Here is a 15,692-nt window from a genome sequence, read left to right as displayed (position 1 = left end):
GGTTGGTCGAGCCCCGACGGATCCGCTGCGAACGGTTCCTCGGGGCGTCTTGGTTTCAGGTGTGGGTGGTCCCGGCCCCGCGCCGGGGGTGGTTTACGGGGCCGGGACCGGTCACCCGCGCACGGGGCGTGGGGGCCACCGCACACGGGAGCCTTCAGCGCCGGACCCTGCGCGGCTGCGGACACTCCGGATGCGCGTACAAAGACGGACGCGCCCCGGACGCCGAGAACCCGAGCATCAACAGGGTCTCCTCCGACCGCTCCACCAGTCGCTCGCAGTACAGGCAGTACTCCGGCATCTGCGGGCGCTCGGGTTCGCGGGGGGTCGGCGGCACCCGGGGTTCGGTCGGCGGTTGCTGCGCCATGGCATATCCCCATCTGCGGTATTGGCGCGGACGAGGATGATGGTGGAGCTGCGGGAAGCCCGTAACTGACCCGCCTTGGGTCACCGGGTCAGCTGTCGCCGGCGTGGCACCATTCGGCGAAGCTGCTCAGGTCTTCGGTTCCGGACCGCTTCAGTCGCCTGATGGTGGCGATGTCCGAGCGGACCCAGGGGTGTTCGCGGGTGTGGAGGGGAGCGATACGCCGGGCGGACTTCAGGGATTCGTAGGCGTCGTCCGAACGGGCCGACCAGAGCTGGGCGCGCGCGAGTTCGATGTAGAAGCCGGAGCGGCGTTCCTTCGGGAGTTCCTCGTCGGGTTTCCACCGGCGTGCCACGTCCAGTGCCGTGGCGGTGTGGTCGCCGCCCAGGCTGACCGCGACGGAGACTTCGTGGATGCGGACGGAGTCGGGGCCGAAGGCGGTCCCGTCGTACGTGCCTTCGGGTACGGCCTCGGCCAGGCCGCGTGCCTCGGCGAGATGCCGGAAGGCGGCGTCCTCGACACGGGCACGCCCGGCGATGACCGAGGCACGCATGTGCAGTGCGCCGAGTGCGGCGAACTCCTCCGGGCTCCGTGGTGCGGGAATGTGGTCGATGGCGTGTTCCAGGGCCCGCAGACCCGCGTCGTGAGCCCGTGCGGCGAAGAAGGTCTCGGTCCGCACATAGGCGATGGTGGCGCCGGTCAGCGGATCCTCCGTATGCGGGGCCGCCCAGCGCATCAGCTCGATGAGTCGCGCCGACAGGTCATGGGCACGGAACTTGAACGCCATGGCGTCCGCCGTCCGACAGGCCGACACCAGCAGGCGGGCGATGTTCGGGCGGTCCCCGCCGTCCGCCTGGGCGAAGGCCCTCAGCAGCTCCGCGAGCAGGACGTGGATGTCCTTGCTGATCGCCGCGTACTGGGCGTTGAGACGCTTCTTCGCCGCGTCGGCGACCGCCGCCCGCAGCTCGGCCAGGGGGCGAACCGGGCCGTCGTCGGGCAGGTCGTACGCCGCGATGACGGCCGACAGCACCGGAAGCGCCCCGCGTACCCGGTCCGTCGTCCTGTCGTGCGTGCCCAGCAGTATCGCCATGTCGATGCCGAGCGCGTCCGCGATGGCGACCAGCACACCGTCCCCGGCATTCCTGGCCCCGCGTTCGATCTTGCGGAGGGTGCCGACGTGAATCCGTGCCGCGTCCGCGAGCTGCTGCTGTGTCAGCTTCGGGCGGTGGACGCTGCGCTGGTAGGCGATACGCAGGCCCGTTTCACGGGCATTGGCTGCGGACATGTCGGTCTCCGTTCGACGCACAGCCCGTCGAACGTACTCGCGCCGTCGCCCACCCGCAGGAAAACAGGCCCCTTTCACACTCCGGCGCGTGGGTCACTTCTCCCCGGCCACGACCCGGACGAGATCGTGCAGGCTGTCGACCGACCAGTCGGCGGCGGCCCGGACCTCCGGGGCATCGGCCCAGTAGAAACCCCACGGGCCGCGCCGCAGATGCGCGGTGCGCAGGCCGCACGCGGCAGCCGGGCCGATGTCGTTGACCGGATGATCGCCCACGTACAACGTCTCTTCAGGAGGCGTCCCCGCCAGCAGCAGCACCCGCTCGAAGAACTCCTTCGACGGCTTGGCCACCCCCCACTCGCCCGACACGGCCACCGCGTCGGCAGGCAGATCCAGCGCGCGCAGCAGCTCACCGGCCCGCGCCGTCTGATTACCGGCGACGATCACCCGCAGACCGCGTTCGCGCAGCTCCGCCAGAGCCGGGCGTACATCGGCGTACAGATCGCCCTCCCCGAGCACCTCACCACGGCCGGCCGCCTCCCGGGCCGCGTACTCGACGGACACATCGAGACCGGAGCGGACGAGACGCAGCGCGTCGGCGTTGTCCCGCCCCTGCACCACCACCGCCCCGACCAGCGCCGACAACGTGTGACGCGGCACGTCCAGCCAGTCCGCCCACCCCGCCCAGTAACGGTCGTCGCACACCAACGTCTCACCCACGTCGAACACCACGGCTCGCACCATGACAACCAGCGTAGAAGAGACGGGAGTGTGCTCGGATTACCCCTATGAAGACGCTGTACCTGTTCGGGTCGGCCGCCCCGCCGGTCTTCCAGTACCCCGAGGTGATCGCCTCCGCCCGGGAACGCGGCTGGGACGTATGTCTCGGGCTGACCCCGACCGCAGCCGACTGGCTCCACGACGACCTGCCCGCCCTGGAAGAGCTGACCGGCCACCCCGTACGGTCGCGCTACAAACGCCCCGGCGAACCCGACGCCTGGCCCCGCGCCGACGTCATCCTCTTCGCCCCCGTCACGGCCAACTCCCTCGCCTCCTGGGCACTCTGCCTCACCTCGAACTTTGTCGTCGGCGTCGCCGCCGAAGGCATCGGCAAAAGCATCCCCATCGTCGCCATGCCCTGCGTCAACGCCGCCTACGCCGCCCACCAACAGATCGACCGAAGCGTCACCGCCCTGCGGGACATGGGCGTCACCGTCCTGTACGGCAAAGACGGATTCACCCCCAACCCACCCGGCCAACGCCACCCCTACCCCTGGGACACCGCCCTCACCGCAGCAGAACACAAAGAGGCAGACCAATGATCGAGGCAGAGCTGAAAGCACGGGTACCCGCGCCCCACGACATTCAGGCACGACTGGACGAGCGAGCCGAAGGGCGGACGGAGACGTACCGGGACACCTACTACGACACCCAGGACCACACCCTCGACGCCCAGGGCTTGAATCGGTTGTCGGGGCCCCGGTGCGAGGAGAGCGCGAGATGGCACAGGAACTGAAGATCAGCCCGGTCGGTATCGTCGTCGGCGGGCGTACGGAACCCACCGACGACCGCTGGACCGGCGACGCGGTCATCCGCCTCGACCCCGCGTTCCCCGCCGAGGTCGTCCAGGGGCTGGCGGAGTTCTCCCACCTCGTCGTGGTCTGGCACTTCCATCTGGCGTCCCCGGACGATGTCGCCCTCCATGCCCGCAGCCCGAGGAACGACCCCCGCTGGCCGGCCACCGGCACCTTCGTCCACCGCAACCACCGGCGGCCCAACCAGCTCGCCCAGTCCTTCCCCCGACTCCTCTCCGTCGACGGACTCGACCTCCACGTCACGGACCTCGACGCCGTCGACGGATCCCCCGTCTACGACCTCGCCCCCTACTTCCGCGAAATGGGCCCCCGAGGCCCGGTACACCAACCCGCCTGGCCGGGCGAGATGCTCACCGACTACTGGGCAGACTCTCCTCCAGGCACAGCCAGCAGATAGGAGAGAGGAATGGCCCAGGTGGGATACGTGGCCATCGCGGATCACTACCGTCGGCAGATCCAGGACGGAGCCCTCGCACCGGGCGACGCGATGCCGTCCCTACGGGAAGTGTGCGAACAGTTCAACGTCGCCAACACGACGGCGAACCGCGCCTACCGCCTCCTCAAGATGGAAGGGCTCACCCTTCCCAAACCCGGCATCGGAACCGTCGTCGCCGGACCGATCAGCAACAACATCCCGGCCCGGGTCCGCCTCCACCGGCACACCGGCGCCGCCCTCGGCGGCGGGGAAACCTCCCGCGTCCTGGAGACCGGCACCATCGGCGCGGACGAACTGGTCGCACCACGCCTCGACGTCACCCCGGGAACCCCGGTCCACGTCCGCCGCCGCATCGTCAGCCGCGACGGCGCACCCGTCCACATCAGCAGCTCCTACTACCCCGCCTACGTCATCGCCGCCGCACCCGAACTCGCCGAACCGGTCTCCACCGGAGGCTCACGCGAACTCGCCGCCGAACGACTCGGAGTCGAACAGGACCACGTCCTCGAAGAGGTCACCTCCAGACACCCCACCACCACCGAGAAGAAAGCACTCGGACTGACCGCCGGCGACGTCGTCGTCACCCAGGTCGTCCGCACCGTCCACCTCACCGACGGACGCATCGTCGAAGTCGCCGTCAAAGTCACCGGCGGCTCCACCGTCCTACGCTGGACCACCACCCTCCACGACCAGTAACCACACCCTCACCCCGGGCTGCCGCGATGGCCACCGGCCGTCGAGGCGGTGCCGAACGAGATCACATCGTGGGTCTCCGCACAGGGGTGTGTCCCGGGTCGTCGCGGCAGGGCGACCCGGGACACCTGCCCCGCACGGGCGGGGCTCCCCACGGGGGCGGCTGTCGGTCCGGCGGGCGCGGCAGCCTCGCAGAAACCGGCCGACTCGTGCCGCCTCGGGGCGCTCACATCGGGGAATGCGGGCGAGTCGTGACCGGAGCGTGCCGGTCCGTACGGTCCGAGGGTGCCGACCGGCCCGGGGCAGCGGACCGGTCGGCACGGCGGCGGTTCAGATCAGAGAATGGTGATCTCGAACGCGGTATGCGCCTCCTTGTCGTTGGCGTCAGCGGTGATCAGAAACGGTCCCTTGACCGCGCCCGCGGTCAGGGCCGGCGCCTGGGCGGTTCCGTCGGCGCCGGTCACCGCGGTCGCGGTGGTGGCGGCGCCGGCGAAGGTGAGTTCGCCCGGGGTGGAGAAGGTGATGGTGGCGCCGGGCACCGGCTGGAATGCGGCGTCCAGCGCCTTCACGATCAGGGCCTGGCCGACCTGCTGGCCCGCGTTGACGGTCTGGCTGTCACCGGACAGGGCCCGGAGATACGTCACGCCGGCGGCGGCCTCGGTCGTGTTCGTCGTGGTGGTCGTGGTGGTCGTGGTCGCGACGGCGGCCATCGCCGCCGGCGTCAGGGCCGCCCCGGCGGTGACCAGGGCGAGCGCGGCGAGGGCGGTGCCCGCGCGGCGACGGAGAGTCGGGATCATGAGGTGCCTTCCCTGAAGGGGTGCCGACGGCTCAGCACGGGCGGAAGGAGCGGACGCCGAAGCCGGTGTTGTCATAGCGGCCCTCCGCGCTCACTTGGTACCAGCTCTCGCTGGAGCCGTAGTTCGCGGACTTGTGGACGCAGTACTTCTGACTGGTGTTGTTGACAACGGCCCACGCCCCGTCGATGGAGGAGCCGCCGCTGAACTTGAGGTTCTTGATGTCGGCGACGTCGGTGCCCGGGAGCACCGCGTACGACCACCACTTGTAGTTCTTGGCGTGGAACACGCAGAACCAGCCGGTGGGGCAGGCGGGCCCGTTCTCGCCCGCCTCGTTGAGGATCCGCACCCCGAACGGGTTGTTCGCGGCGGCGGACGCCGGGGCGGCCGGGACCGTCAGCAGGGCGGCGAAGGCCAGCACGGCCGCGGTCAGCACGGCCGCCGGACGGTGGACCGTGGTACGGAGAGTCGTCATCACACTGCCCCCAGAGGCGGAAGGTCCTCGGACCAGACGGCCTTGCCGACACCGGGCACCGAAACGGTGACCGGTCCGACGCGCTGATAGCTCTGGCCGCCGGTGTCGCAGCCGATGATGCGTTCGTAGTAACCCTTGATCTTCATCGTCTCGAAGCCGATATAGACGATGTAGCCCTCGTTCGCGCCGACCTCGTAGGGGATCTCCGTCTCCTTCTCGATGGAGTTCTCCTGCGTGGCGGTGAAGCCGTAACTGGCCCTGAGAGTCGCGGACATGCTCGCCGCGAAGATGTTGAATCCCGTGGTGACCTCGATCCCGACCTCCACCGAGTGGGTGAAGGAGTTGGTCGTGGTGGTCTTGATCCGCTCGGTGTACTTCTTGGGGCTCCTGCTCTTGCGGTTGTCGAAGGTGAACCGTTCGGCGACGATCCGGTCCTGGATCGGCCCGCCGACCTGGCTGAAGTGCCACTTGTCGTCACACGGGACGGTCCCCGGGTCGGCCATGGCGACCGTCGACGACGCGGTGGTCATCAGGGACGCGGCAAGGACGGCGGCTCCCAGTAACGCGATCGCGCGTCGCGGACCGGATCGCCGGGCACTGGGCGTGCTACCGGGCGTGCCGTTCAGTTGCTGGGAATCCATGCCGCCGCCTCCCACTTCATGTTGGTGGCCTGGTCGATGTTGTCGGTCCAGTACAGATGCGACTTCACACTGCCTTTGGGCACGATGGCCTCGACCGTCTCCCCGCCCTGCACCTGTCGCCAGTCGAAGACGTAGGTGCCCTTCAGGCTGTCGGCGCACCGCCGCACGGAGCGGTCGCCCAGATAGGAGCCTTCGCAGTCGTAGACCACGGCCGTCAGATTGCGCAGGCCTCGTCCCGTGTTCGTGTAGCCCAGGTACAGATCGAGGTTGGCGTTGTCGAGCCGGCAGAGTTTGAGGGTGCCGCCGGTCACCGTCTTGGTCACGGGCGACATCCAGGTCACGCAGTTCGGCTCGGCCTCGGCGGCGGGCGGCGCGGCCGGGGCCGCGGCCGACGCGCTGGCACCCATGGGCACCAGCATGCTCAGCGTCACCGCGATCAGGGCGGCCCAGCGGCCACCGTACGATGTCCGCATCGCGGACAGTGGAGTGGACATAGCTCTCCTCTACAAAGGTGTGGAGGATCATCGGCGCCGGGCAGGCGGGCACGACGGACGGCCCGGCCGGACGCCGAGAACGATGGAGGTACGGGTGCTCCCCGTTGAGCCGCGGCACGCGCACCGACGTGCCTTGATGTCCGTGCGGCCACAGCGGATGGCTACCGTTCTGCGGCACGGATCAGAAGAAGGAAAGTGGTCTGCTTTCCGGTAGACGACCGTCCCTCACGCCGCGGATTCGGTGGAGAAAACGACGACCGTCTTGACTTCCGTATGGCCAGTCCGTGACCGGACCTCGACCTTGTCCAGCATGACAGCAGAGGTCTCGACAACTGCACAATCCGCTGGTCGCACTTATCACCCATACAGGTGAATGGGCCCTTCCGGTTCAGCCAGGAGTTCGGAGAACAACTGCTCGACCGCGGCCGTCGAAGACGCCGTCCGCCCCCACCCCCGTCACCCGGCCCGGCCACCACGACCAGCGGCCGAGCCCGGGGTGACGCCGGCGCCGCTGGACCTACCCAGTACATCGACCACAGCGTCCGCGCCGGTCAGACGGCAGGGGTGTCCTGGAAGTAGGAGGCGATGAGGTCGCGGTCCACAGCGACGGCCCCCCGCTCCAGTTCGGGGAGCCCCAGATGGTCGCAGATCAGGCGGGTCAGTCGCCGGTCGTAGTTCTCGTTCTCGTAGTCGATCCCGGCGGCGGCGATGAACGGCGCCAGTTCATTGGGCCAGTACTCCCCGGCCTGTTCGGGATCCTCGTAGTCGACACAGGACACGGCCTCCCCGTCCCGGTAGTGGTACATCTGGGGACCGTGCCCCTTGGCCAGGCACGGGTTGGGGACGAACACCACCAGCTCGGCTCCCGGGGGGCACAGCCGGCGGTAGTCGGTGTCGCCGAACTCGCCGCGCGCCGGATGGTGCAGGTGGTGCACGACCGCTCCCCACTCACCGGGCGGGTTCTCCTCGCCGTGGGCGAACGGCGGTCTGTGCTGGGCGATCAGCCCTTCCCTCATCGCGGCGGCGCCGACTCCCTTGAAGAACACCAGAACGGTCTCGTCGTCGCCGGGGACCTCGCCCAGCCACACCATGACGCCGTCGTCGATCCATTCGGTCATGCACGGCACCGTAACCGGCGCCACTGACACGCACACCCACGCGCCACCATCCCGACCACCGCCCCGGCCATCACTAGAACGAGCGCTCTACTTGCTGTTACAGTCGCACCCAGCGCACTAGATAGAGCGCTCGTTCTAGAGCTGAGGGAGACAGCCGTGTCCGCGTCCACCACCCCCCGAACCCCCACCCCCGTCACCGTCATCGGGCTCGGCCCCATGGGCGCCGCCATGGTCGGGGCGTTGCTCGACAAGGGGCATGAGGTGACCGTCTGGAACAGGACCGTCGCGCGGGCCGAGCCGCTGGTGGCGCGGGGGGCCGTGCTCGCCGGGAGTGTCGAGGAGGCCGTCGGCGCCAATGAGCTGGTGATTCTGAGCCTGACCGACTACGACGCGATGGACGCGCTGCTGAAGCCGGTCGCCGGGGCGCTGGCCGGGCGGGTGGTCGTCAATCTCAGTTCGGATACCCCGGAGCGGACCCGCCAGGGCGCCCGTTGGGTCACCGAGCAGGGCGCGGAGTATCTCGTCGGCGGGGTACAGACCCCGCCGTCCGGGGTCGGCAGCCCCGGGACCACGAGCACCTTCTACAGCGGGCCCCGGGAAGTCTTCGAGCGGTACGAGGACACCCTCGGGGTCCTGACCGGTACCGACTACCGGGGCGAGGACCCCGGGCTCGCGGCGCTGATGTACCAGATCGGGATCAGCATGTTCTGGACCTCGATGCTCAGCTACTTGCAGGCCCTCGCCCTCGCCGACGCCCACGGCCTCAAGGCGGCGGACGTCCTCGACCACGCGCGGGGCACCTTCGGGTCCCTCGACATGTTCACCGGCTTCTACGCGGAGCGGATCGACGCCGGGAACCACGAAGGCGACGTCGACCGGCTGGCGATGGGGACCGCCAGCGCGGAGCACGTCCTGCACACCATGGCCGACGCCGGGGTCGACACGACCCTCCCGCAGGCCGTCGTCGACCTCTTCCGCCGGGGTATGGCGCAGGGGTACGCCGCCGACAGCTTCTCCACCCTGCTGGAGGTGGTGAAGAAGGGCGCCGCCGGACAGTAGGGGCGCCGGGCCCGGGGGCGTACCACCTCGCCCCCCGGACCCGGCCCCGGACACCCGTCCTCGGGGGTCAGCCCGCGCAGTTCACATCGCGCGCGGGCCGCTCGCCCGTCTTCAGGAACCGGGTGACGGTCGCGTCGCCGCACGCGTTGCCGGTGCCGATGTACACCCCGTGCCCGCCGCGTTCGACCGTGACCATCCGGGCCCGGTCCCCCAGCGACTCCCGCATCTTCAGGGCGCCGAAGTGCGGGGTCGACGGGTCGCGGCGGTTCTGGATCATCAGGATGTTGGACGGTCCGTCGTCGGTGATCCGGACCGTCTTCTCCCGCTTCTCGTTCTGCCAGAAGGAGCAGGGAGTGATGTTCACCGGGAGCCCGCCGGTGAGCGGGTAGCGTACCCGGTCGGCGGTGACGGCCCGCTGGGAGCCGGCCGCGTCCGGCGCGGGCCAGGCGACGTCGTTGCAGATCACGCCGATCCAGGTGGCCGCGTCCTGCTGCGGGAGGGGACGCTTCAGCTGGTCCGGCAGCTTCACCGTGGCCTGCGGGTCCCCCGCCTCCTTGATCAGCCTGGCGAGGACGGGGAAACCGGTGTCGCCGTAGAGCAGGCCCATGATCGAGTTCCGCAGCCCCGCGCCGTCCAGCGCGACATTGGCGGTGTCCGTTTTCCTCTTCGGCTGCCGGTCGAGCCGGTCGGCCAGGGCGACGACCATCGGCCGGACGTCCTCGGGGCGCTGTGCGAGCCGCAGCCCCGTCTCCCGCGCCGGGTCCGCCGCCCAGACCGCGAAGTCGTGGAACCGGTCCTCCACCGCCCGGCCCATATTGGCCAGCCAGCTCTGGGCGACGCGCCGGTGGTCCGGGTCGCCGATGCTGTCGAGGACGATCCGGTCGGTGCGGTGCGGAAAGACCTGGGCGTAGATCGCGGTCACATACGCCCCGTACGAGGTCGACCAGGTCGACAGCTTCTCCACACCCAGCGCCCGCCGGAACCGGTCCATGTCGCGGGCCTGGTTCAACGAGCTGAGGCTGCGGACCTCGTCACCGCCGTTGGCGGCGCACGCCTCGGCGACCCGCCGCGACCTGGCCACGTTCTCCGCTATGTCGCCGTCGACACCGGGCCACGACCGCAGCCGCGTCTCCCACAGATCGTCCTGGGAGATCCCGCAGTCCGCCCTCGAACTGCCGCCGGTCCCGCGCGGATCGAGAGCCACCAGGTCGTACGCCCCGCCCAACTGGCCCTGCAAGGCGAGTCCCTTGTCGGTCAGGCGTTTCACCCCCGAGCCACCGGGCCCGCCCGGCACGGCCATCAGCGTGCCGCGCCGCTCGCCGGGCGCGTCGCTCAGCACCCGGGAGACGGCGAGGGACATGGTCTTGCCGTGCGGTTCGCGGTAATCGACGGGGACGGTCAGGGTCGCGCACTCCTGGGTCGGGGGGCCGCCGGGTTTGGCGCAGTTCGTCCACTTCAGGGCGGGGGTCTTCGCCGCCGCCCCGGGGGTCGGTCCCGAGGTCGGCCCCGAGGTGGCGCCGGCGGTGGTGACCCCGCCGGTCAGCAGGGACGCGAGCGTCGCCCCGGAGACCCACAGGGCGGTACGGGAACGGCTTCGGCGGCCGTCGCGCTTGGTTTCGGTCATACGTACAGCCTTACGGGCTCAGGGAGTTGAGCCCATCCGGCAGCCGGGTCCGGCGGGAGTGGGGGTAACCCCCCGATTGCCGATCACCCGGTTATCACCCGCCGACAATCCCGGCGCAACGGCCACGTCGCCGGGCCAATCTTGAAGGCCCTGTGAAGCGGGAGGCGCCCCGCCGCGATCCGGACCGTAGAGTCGCCCGACACAGGAGTCCGCCACGGGAGTCCACACGGGAGGGGCTTTGACGCCGCGCATCCTGGTCGCCGAGGACGACGTCAAACAGGCCCGGCTCATCCGGATCTATCTGGAACGCGAGGGCCATGACGTCCAGCTCGTCGCCGACGGTCGGGCCGCGATCGACCGGGCCCGTACCACCCGGCCCGACCTCGTCGTCCTCGATGTGATGATGCCGCTGGTCGACGGGCTCGACGTGTGCCGGGTGCTGCGGATGGAGTCCCGCGTACCGATCCTCCTGCTCACCGCGCGCACCACCGAGGAGGATCTGCTGCTCGGTCTCGACCTGGGCGCCGACGACTACATGACCAAGCCGTACAGCCCCCGCGAACTGACCGCCCGGGTCCGCGCCCTGCTCCGCCGGGCGGGCGGGGCGGCGGAGGTCCCGGCGCCCGCGGTGATCCGGGTCGGCGGTATCGAGATCGACCCCGAGCTGTACGAGGTGCGGGCGGACGGGCGGCCGGTGCCGCTGACGGGGAAGGAGTTCGCGATCCTGCACCTGCTGGCGAAGTCACCGGGCCGGGTCTTCACCCGGGGGCAGATCATCGACCGTGTCTTCGGCTTCGACCAGTCGGTCCTCGAACGGACCGTGGACGCGCATGTGATGAACCTGCGGCGGAAGCTGGAGGCGGACGGGCTGTTCCCGCGGGTGGTGGAGACGGTGTACGGCAGGGGCTACCGGCTCTCGGTACCGCGTCCGGCCGCCGGCGCCACAAGGCCCCCGGCCGCCCCCGGCGCCCCCGGCCCCGCTGACGGCTCCGGTTCCGGAAGCCGCCCTCGGTGAGCTTCCGCCTCCGGGTGCTCGGGCTGCTCCTCTTCGTCGCGGTCGCCGCCACCGCCGCCACCGCCTGGCTCACCTGGCGGCAGGCGACGGGCGCGGTCGAGGAGAGCGTCACCGCGAGCCGGGCCGAGACGTCCCGGATCGCCGAGGGGCTGCGCAAGTACGGCTATGCGCACGGCACCTGGGAAGGGGTCGGCCCGACCGTGCTCGGGCTGGCCCGGGACACCGGGCAGCGGATCCGGGTGACGACCGAGGACGGTGTCCTCCTCGCCGACTCCGACACCCTCGCGGGCCGGAACGCGCGCCGGGTCAGCACGGAACCGCCGGTCCTGGTCGACCCCGCGCCCCGGTTCCGGATACCCGACGGGTTCTTCCCGGAGTCCGCCGCGAAAGTCACGTCGTACGAGATCGGGCAGTACGCGCACACCATCCGGTACGCGACGTGTCTGACCCGGGCCGGGGCGGAACCCCGCGTACGTACGGACGAGTTCGCGACGCCTTCGGTCGTCCTGGACCCGACCCGGCCGCAGTGCCGCCGCACCCTGGCCGGCCGGGGCTCCGAACCGGTGCGGCGGGACACCCGGGCGTGTCTGAGCGGAGAGGCGGACGGTATCAACGCCTGTCTCCAGCGGGTCTTCCGGGAGCGGACCGCCGCCGTGGCGCCGCCCCGCCTGGAGGTACGTCTCGGGGTACGGAACGCCTCGCCGCCCGACCTGGCGATCGCGCCCACGGTCGGGGTCGCGGCCGGAGTGGCGCTGGCGGTCGCGGCGGCGGCGCTGCTGCTGAGCCGTACCGTCCTGCGACCGGTGAGGGCGCTCACCGCCGCCACCCGGTCGCTCGGCGAGGGTGACCTCGCGCGCCGGGTCCCGGTCACCGGCCGGGACGAGATCGCGGCGCTGGCCCACGACTTCAACCGGATGGCGACGTCGCTCCAGCGGTCCGAGGAACGCCAGCGCCGCCTCACCGGCGACATCGCGCACGAACTGCGGACACCGCTGGCGAATCTGCGCGGCTATGTGGAAGCCCTCCAGGACGGGTATGTGGAGGCCACCCCCGAACTGCTGGACTCCCTCCACGAGGAGGTGATGCTCCAGCAGCGGATCGTCGACGACCTCCAGGACCTGGCACTCGCCGACGCCGGCGCCCTCACCTACCACCGCACCGACACGGACCTGGCCGACCTGCTGGAAACCTGCCGTACGGCCCAGCTGGCCCGCGCGGAGCACGCGGGCGTCACCCTCGCCCTCGCGTACGACCGGCCCGACGCCGACGCCGACGCCCCGGTCCTGGTCCACGCCGACCCGGACCGCCTCCGCCAGGTGATCGGCAACCTCGTCGGCAACGCGATCCGCGCGACCTCCGACGGCGGTACGGTCACCCTCGCCCTGGTCCCCCACGGCGAACTGGCGATCCTCTACGTCCGCGACACGGGCCACGGCATCCCGCCCGAACACCTCCCCCACCTCTTCGACCGCTTCTGGCGCGGGGACGCGGCCCGGGGCCGCCTCACCGGAGGCAGCGGCCTGGGCCTGTCCATCGTCCGCCAGATCGTCCGCGACCACGGCGGCACGGTCGACGTCGAAAGCACGGTCGGCGAGGGCACCACCTTCACCATCGTCCTCGACCGCGCCTGATCCCGGACCCGACGCCGAGCCTCGGCCGACCCCGGGCGGGGTGAAGGCGCTACCAGTTGTCCGCGTTCCGCGCCAAGGTTACAGTTATTACAGATAACCGAGGAGGGAGGCCCGGACATGGCCCGTACGAGCGTTCTCGCCCACGCCACCCGGGTGGAGCCGCACGACGTACACCCGGACGAACTGGCCGAGGCCCGCCGCATGGCTCCCGAAGAGGTCGAGATCGTCCTGAGGAAGCCGGGAGGCGCCGAGGTCAGGCTCCCGACTGAACTCGTCCGCGTCCTCATCGCTTCGGCCGGCGAGCTGGCTCAGGGTCACGCGGTGACGGTCCTCGCCTCAGAGGCCCGGCTGTCGCCGGCGGAGACGGCCGAGCTGCTGGGCCTGTCCCGGCCTTTCGTCGCACGCCTCCTCGACAGCGGCGAGATCCCTTCGGCCCATCTCCCGGGCAGCCGCCATCGGGTCGTCCGCCTCGGCGACGTACTGGCCTTCCAGCAACGTCGTGAACGTCGCCGGGAAGGCCGCCGACGGATCGGCGAAGAGTTGGGCGAGTCCTGAGCCCGTGAAGGTATTCGTGGACACCAATGTCCTGTTCCCCTTCTCGGTGATGGACCTGATGCTCGCCCTTACCGAGGACTCCGTCCACACCGTCGTGTGGTCCGAGCGTCTGCTCATGGAGTGGGAACGCGTCATCGTCCGGGAAGAGAGGCGCTCGAAGGAATCTGCCCGGGCGGTCACCCGGGCCATCCGACGATTCTTCGCGGACTGCGAGATCGGCGAATCGGCTTACGTCCATCTGCTGGACGGGATTCCCGGCCGTGACCCGGATGACCGGCACCACACCGCGGCAGCTTTGGCCGCGGGCGCCGACACGCTGGTGACCTGGAACCTGGCGGACTTCCCCGCGGCTCCGCTCGCGCAGAGGGGCTTACATGTCGTGGATCCGGACACCTACTTGTGCGACCTGTACGGCCGATGGCCGGACGAAGTCACGGAGACAGTGGTCAGACTGGCGGAGGAGAAGCGGAATCCGCCCATGACATTCGCCGTGGCCGTCGACCGTCTCGCCAAAGCGGGTGTGACGCGCTTCGCCGACACGGTACGGGTGAACCTGCGATAGAAGATCTCACCTGCTTCCCGGGAGCGTCTCCGGCAGGATGGGTGGCATGACCGAACCCGCCGGCACGTACTCGATCACCATGCCGTGCCACGTCGCCGAAGGCGCCAAGGCGCGGAGCGGCCCCTCCGGGTTCTCCGCCTATGTGGTCGCGGCCGTCGCCCGGCAGATCGAGCGGGACGGTCTCGACGAGCTGATCGCCGTCGCCGAGGCCGAGCACGGTCCCGTCACGGACGAGGAGGTCCTGGCCCTGCGCGAGCGGCTCGCGAGAGCCCGGCAGGAGCAGGGCCGGTACGGGGCGGGCGTCGTGTGAACCGGTCGTTCGTGGGCCCCGGCGGGACCGGGTCCGGTCCGCGGGCGAGGGAAAGGGCCCGGTGAGGGGCTGGTACGCCACCCTCACCGGGCCCTGTCCCGCAGATCAGCCCTTGCGCTTGTTGATCTCGTCGGTGAGCTGGGGGACGACGGTGTGGAGGTCGCCGACGACCCCGTAGTCCGCCAGCTCGAAGATCGGCGCCTCCGGGTCCTTGTTGACCGCCACGATCGTCTTCGACGTCTGCATCCCCGCACGATGCTGAATCGCACCCGAAATACCCGACGCGATATACAACTGCGGCGACACACTCTTCCCCGTCTGCCCCACCTGATGCGCATGCGGATACCACCCCGCGTCCACCGCCGCCCGCGACGCACCCACCGCACCACCCAAAGCGTCCGCCAACGCCTCGATCACACCAAACCCCTCACCCGAGCCCAGCCCACGACCACCCGACACCACAATCGCCGCCTCCGTCAGCTCCGGACGACCCGACGACTCCCGCGCCGACCGCGACACCACCCGAGCCGCCGCACCCACCACGAAACCCACCGACAACTCCTCCACCACACCACCCGCCGCCACCGGCTCCACCCCGGCACTGTTCGGCTTCACCGTGATCACCGCAACACCCCGCGACACCCGCGAACGCGCCGTGAACGACGCCGCGAACACCGACTGCACCACCACCGGACCCCCCTCCCCGGCCTCCACATCCACCGCGTCCGTGATCACACCCGACCCCAGCCGCAACGCCAAACGCGCAGCGACCTCCTTGTTCTCCCCCGACGACACCGCCAGCACCGCCACCGGCCCCACCAGCTCCACCGCCGCCGCAAGCGCGTCCACCTTCGGCACCACCAGGAACTCCGCGAACTCCGAAGCCTCCGACACCAAAACCCGCTCCGCACCGTGCTCACCCAGCACCTGCGCGGTCCGCGCGGCACCCGCACCCAAAGCCACCGCCACCGGCGAACCCAGCCGCCGCGCCAGCGTCAGCAACTCCAGCGTCGGCTTACGAACCGACCCCTCCACATGATCCACAAC

20 protein-coding genes are annotated in these 15,692 nt (G+C 70.4%); 10 read left to right on the top strand and 10 right to left on the bottom strand.

Annotated elements, in window-relative coordinates; genetic code table 11:
- Positions 1-154: 154 nt before the first annotated feature.
- The 3 genes from ACFXG1_RS31720 to ACFXG1_RS31710 form a co-directional block, all read right to left on the bottom strand.
- Positions 155-364 (bottom strand): hypothetical protein, encoded by a 210-nt coding sequence (locus ACFXG1_RS31720; RefSeq protein WP_384709742.1) that lies wholly within the window; start codon positions 362-364, stop codon positions 155-157.
- A gap of 88 nt (positions 365-452) precedes the next feature.
- Entirely contained in the window at positions 453-1,646 is a 1,194-nt protein-coding gene (locus ACFXG1_RS31715) for a helix-turn-helix domain-containing protein (RefSeq protein WP_384709739.1), read from the bottom strand.
- A gap of 93 nt (positions 1,647-1,739) precedes the next feature.
- On the bottom strand, positions 1,740-2,387 hold the full coding sequence (locus ACFXG1_RS31710) for an HAD family hydrolase (RefSeq protein WP_384709736.1): 648 nt from the start codon (positions 2,385-2,387) through the stop codon (positions 1,740-1,742).
- Positions 2,388-2,431: 44 nt separating this feature from the next.
- Here ACFXG1_RS31710 and ACFXG1_RS31705 point away from each other — a divergent pair, with 44 nt between their 5' ends.
- The 4 genes from ACFXG1_RS31705 to ACFXG1_RS31690 are packed head-to-tail and all read left to right on the top strand — an operon-like array spanning position 2,432 to position 4,370.
- Positions 2,432-2,965 (top strand): flavoprotein, encoded by a 534-nt coding sequence (locus tag ACFXG1_RS31705; protein WP_384709733.1) that lies wholly within the window; start codon positions 2,432-2,434, stop codon positions 2,963-2,965.
- A complete protein-coding gene (locus ACFXG1_RS31700) occupies positions 2,962-3,159 on the top strand; it encodes a CYTH domain-containing protein (protein ID WP_384709730.1) in 198 nt (65 codons plus the stop codon). Before ACFXG1_RS31705 ends, ACFXG1_RS31700 begins: the two co-directional genes overlap by 4 nt.
- The gene (locus tag ACFXG1_RS31695) at positions 3,144-3,635 is read left to right on the top strand and encodes an SAM-dependent methyltransferase (RefSeq protein WP_384709727.1); all 492 of its coding nucleotides are present in this window, start codon (positions 3,144-3,146) and stop codon (positions 3,633-3,635) included. The genes ACFXG1_RS31700 and ACFXG1_RS31695 overlap by 16 nt, the downstream gene beginning before the upstream one ends.
- Positions 3,636-3,644: 9 nt before the next feature.
- Complete coding sequence (locus tag ACFXG1_RS31690; protein WP_384745639.1) at positions 3,645-4,370, top strand: GntR family transcriptional regulator; 726 nt, start codon at positions 3,645-3,647, stop codon at positions 4,368-4,370.
- Between the two features lie 332 nt (positions 4,371-4,702).
- Here the strand turns inward: ACFXG1_RS31690 and ACFXG1_RS31685 are convergent, their stop codons facing one another.
- From ACFXG1_RS31685 to ACFXG1_RS31665, 5 genes are all read right to left on the bottom strand, one after another.
- Positions 4,703-5,164, bottom strand: a complete 462-nt coding sequence (locus ACFXG1_RS31685; protein WP_384745637.1) for a hypothetical protein — start codon at positions 5,162-5,164, stop codon at positions 4,703-4,705.
- A gap of 31 nt (positions 5,165-5,195) precedes the next feature.
- Positions 5,196-5,636 carry a peptidase inhibitor family I36 protein gene (locus ACFXG1_RS31680; protein WP_384716153.1) on the bottom strand — a complete coding sequence of 147 codons (441 nt, stop codon included), beginning with the start codon at positions 5,634-5,636 and terminating at the stop codon, positions 5,196-5,198.
- A complete protein-coding gene (locus ACFXG1_RS31675; protein ID WP_384745635.1) occupies positions 5,636-6,277 on the bottom strand; it encodes an ETX/MTX2 family pore-forming toxin in 642 nt (213 codons plus the stop codon). Before ACFXG1_RS31675 ends, ACFXG1_RS31680 begins: the two co-directional genes overlap by 1 nt.
- Entirely contained in the window at positions 6,259-6,771 is a 513-nt protein-coding gene (locus ACFXG1_RS31670) for a hypothetical protein (RefSeq protein ID WP_384716158.1), read from the bottom strand. The genes ACFXG1_RS31675 and ACFXG1_RS31670 overlap by 19 nt, the downstream gene beginning before the upstream one ends.
- Before the next feature lie 551 nt (positions 6,772-7,322).
- Positions 7,323-7,889: a hypothetical protein gene (locus tag ACFXG1_RS31665; RefSeq protein WP_384716161.1), complete on the bottom strand. Its 567-nt coding sequence runs from the start codon at positions 7,887-7,889 to the stop codon at positions 7,323-7,325.
- A gap of 156 nt (positions 7,890-8,045) precedes the next feature.
- Between ACFXG1_RS31665 and ACFXG1_RS31660 the strand changes: the two genes are divergently transcribed.
- Positions 8,046-8,948, top strand: a complete 903-nt coding sequence (locus ACFXG1_RS31660) for an NAD(P)-dependent oxidoreductase (RefSeq protein WP_384716164.1) — start codon at positions 8,046-8,048, stop codon at positions 8,946-8,948.
- 67 nt (positions 8,949-9,015) lie between these two features.
- Here the strand turns inward: ACFXG1_RS31660 and ACFXG1_RS31655 are convergent, their stop codons facing one another.
- Positions 9,016-10,572: an alpha/beta hydrolase gene (locus tag ACFXG1_RS31655; RefSeq protein ID WP_384716167.1), complete on the bottom strand. Its 1,557-nt coding sequence runs from the start codon at positions 10,570-10,572 to the stop codon at positions 9,016-9,018.
- Positions 10,573-10,810: 238 nt separating this feature from the next.
- Between ACFXG1_RS31655 and ACFXG1_RS31650 the strand changes: the two genes are divergently transcribed.
- The 5 genes from ACFXG1_RS31650 (at position 10,811) to ACFXG1_RS31630 (ending at position 14,645) form a co-directional block, all read left to right on the top strand.
- A complete protein-coding gene (locus tag ACFXG1_RS31650; RefSeq protein ID WP_384716170.1) occupies positions 10,811-11,587 on the top strand; it encodes a response regulator transcription factor in 777 nt (258 codons plus the stop codon).
- Positions 11,584-13,218: a sensor histidine kinase gene (locus ACFXG1_RS31645; RefSeq protein WP_384745631.1), complete on the top strand. Its 1,635-nt coding sequence runs from the start codon at positions 11,584-11,586 to the stop codon at positions 13,216-13,218. Before ACFXG1_RS31650 ends, ACFXG1_RS31645 begins: the two co-directional genes overlap by 4 nt.
- A 117-nt stretch (positions 13,219-13,335) precedes the next feature.
- Positions 13,336-13,773: a helix-turn-helix domain-containing protein gene (locus ACFXG1_RS31640; RefSeq protein ID WP_384722758.1), complete on the top strand. Its 438-nt coding sequence runs from the start codon at positions 13,336-13,338 to the stop codon at positions 13,771-13,773.
- Positions 13,718-14,335, top strand: coding sequence for a PIN domain-containing protein (locus ACFXG1_RS31635; RefSeq protein WP_384745629.1), 618 nt, complete (start codon positions 13,718-13,720; stop codon positions 14,333-14,335). Before ACFXG1_RS31640 ends, ACFXG1_RS31635 begins: the two co-directional genes overlap by 56 nt.
- Positions 14,336-14,381: 46 nt before the next feature.
- Positions 14,382-14,645: a CopG family transcriptional regulator gene (locus ACFXG1_RS31630; protein ID WP_384745627.1), complete on the top strand. Its 264-nt coding sequence runs from the start codon at positions 14,382-14,384 to the stop codon at positions 14,643-14,645.
- A gap of 105 nt (positions 14,646-14,750) precedes the next feature.
- Here ACFXG1_RS31630 and ACFXG1_RS31625 read toward each other — a convergent pair whose 3' ends face one another.
- Positions 14,751-15,689 (bottom strand): electron transfer flavoprotein subunit alpha/FixB family protein, encoded by a 939-nt coding sequence (locus tag ACFXG1_RS31625; protein ID WP_384745643.1) that lies wholly within the window; start codon positions 15,687-15,689, stop codon positions 14,751-14,753.
- Positions 15,690-15,692 lie beyond the last annotated feature (3 nt).

This window comes from Streptomyces sp. NPDC059248 (assembly GCF_042753905.1).
Lineage (GTDB): Bacteria > Actinomycetota > Actinomycetes > Streptomycetales > Streptomycetaceae > Streptomyces.
This window is presented reverse-complemented; position numbering and strand designations above follow the sequence as displayed.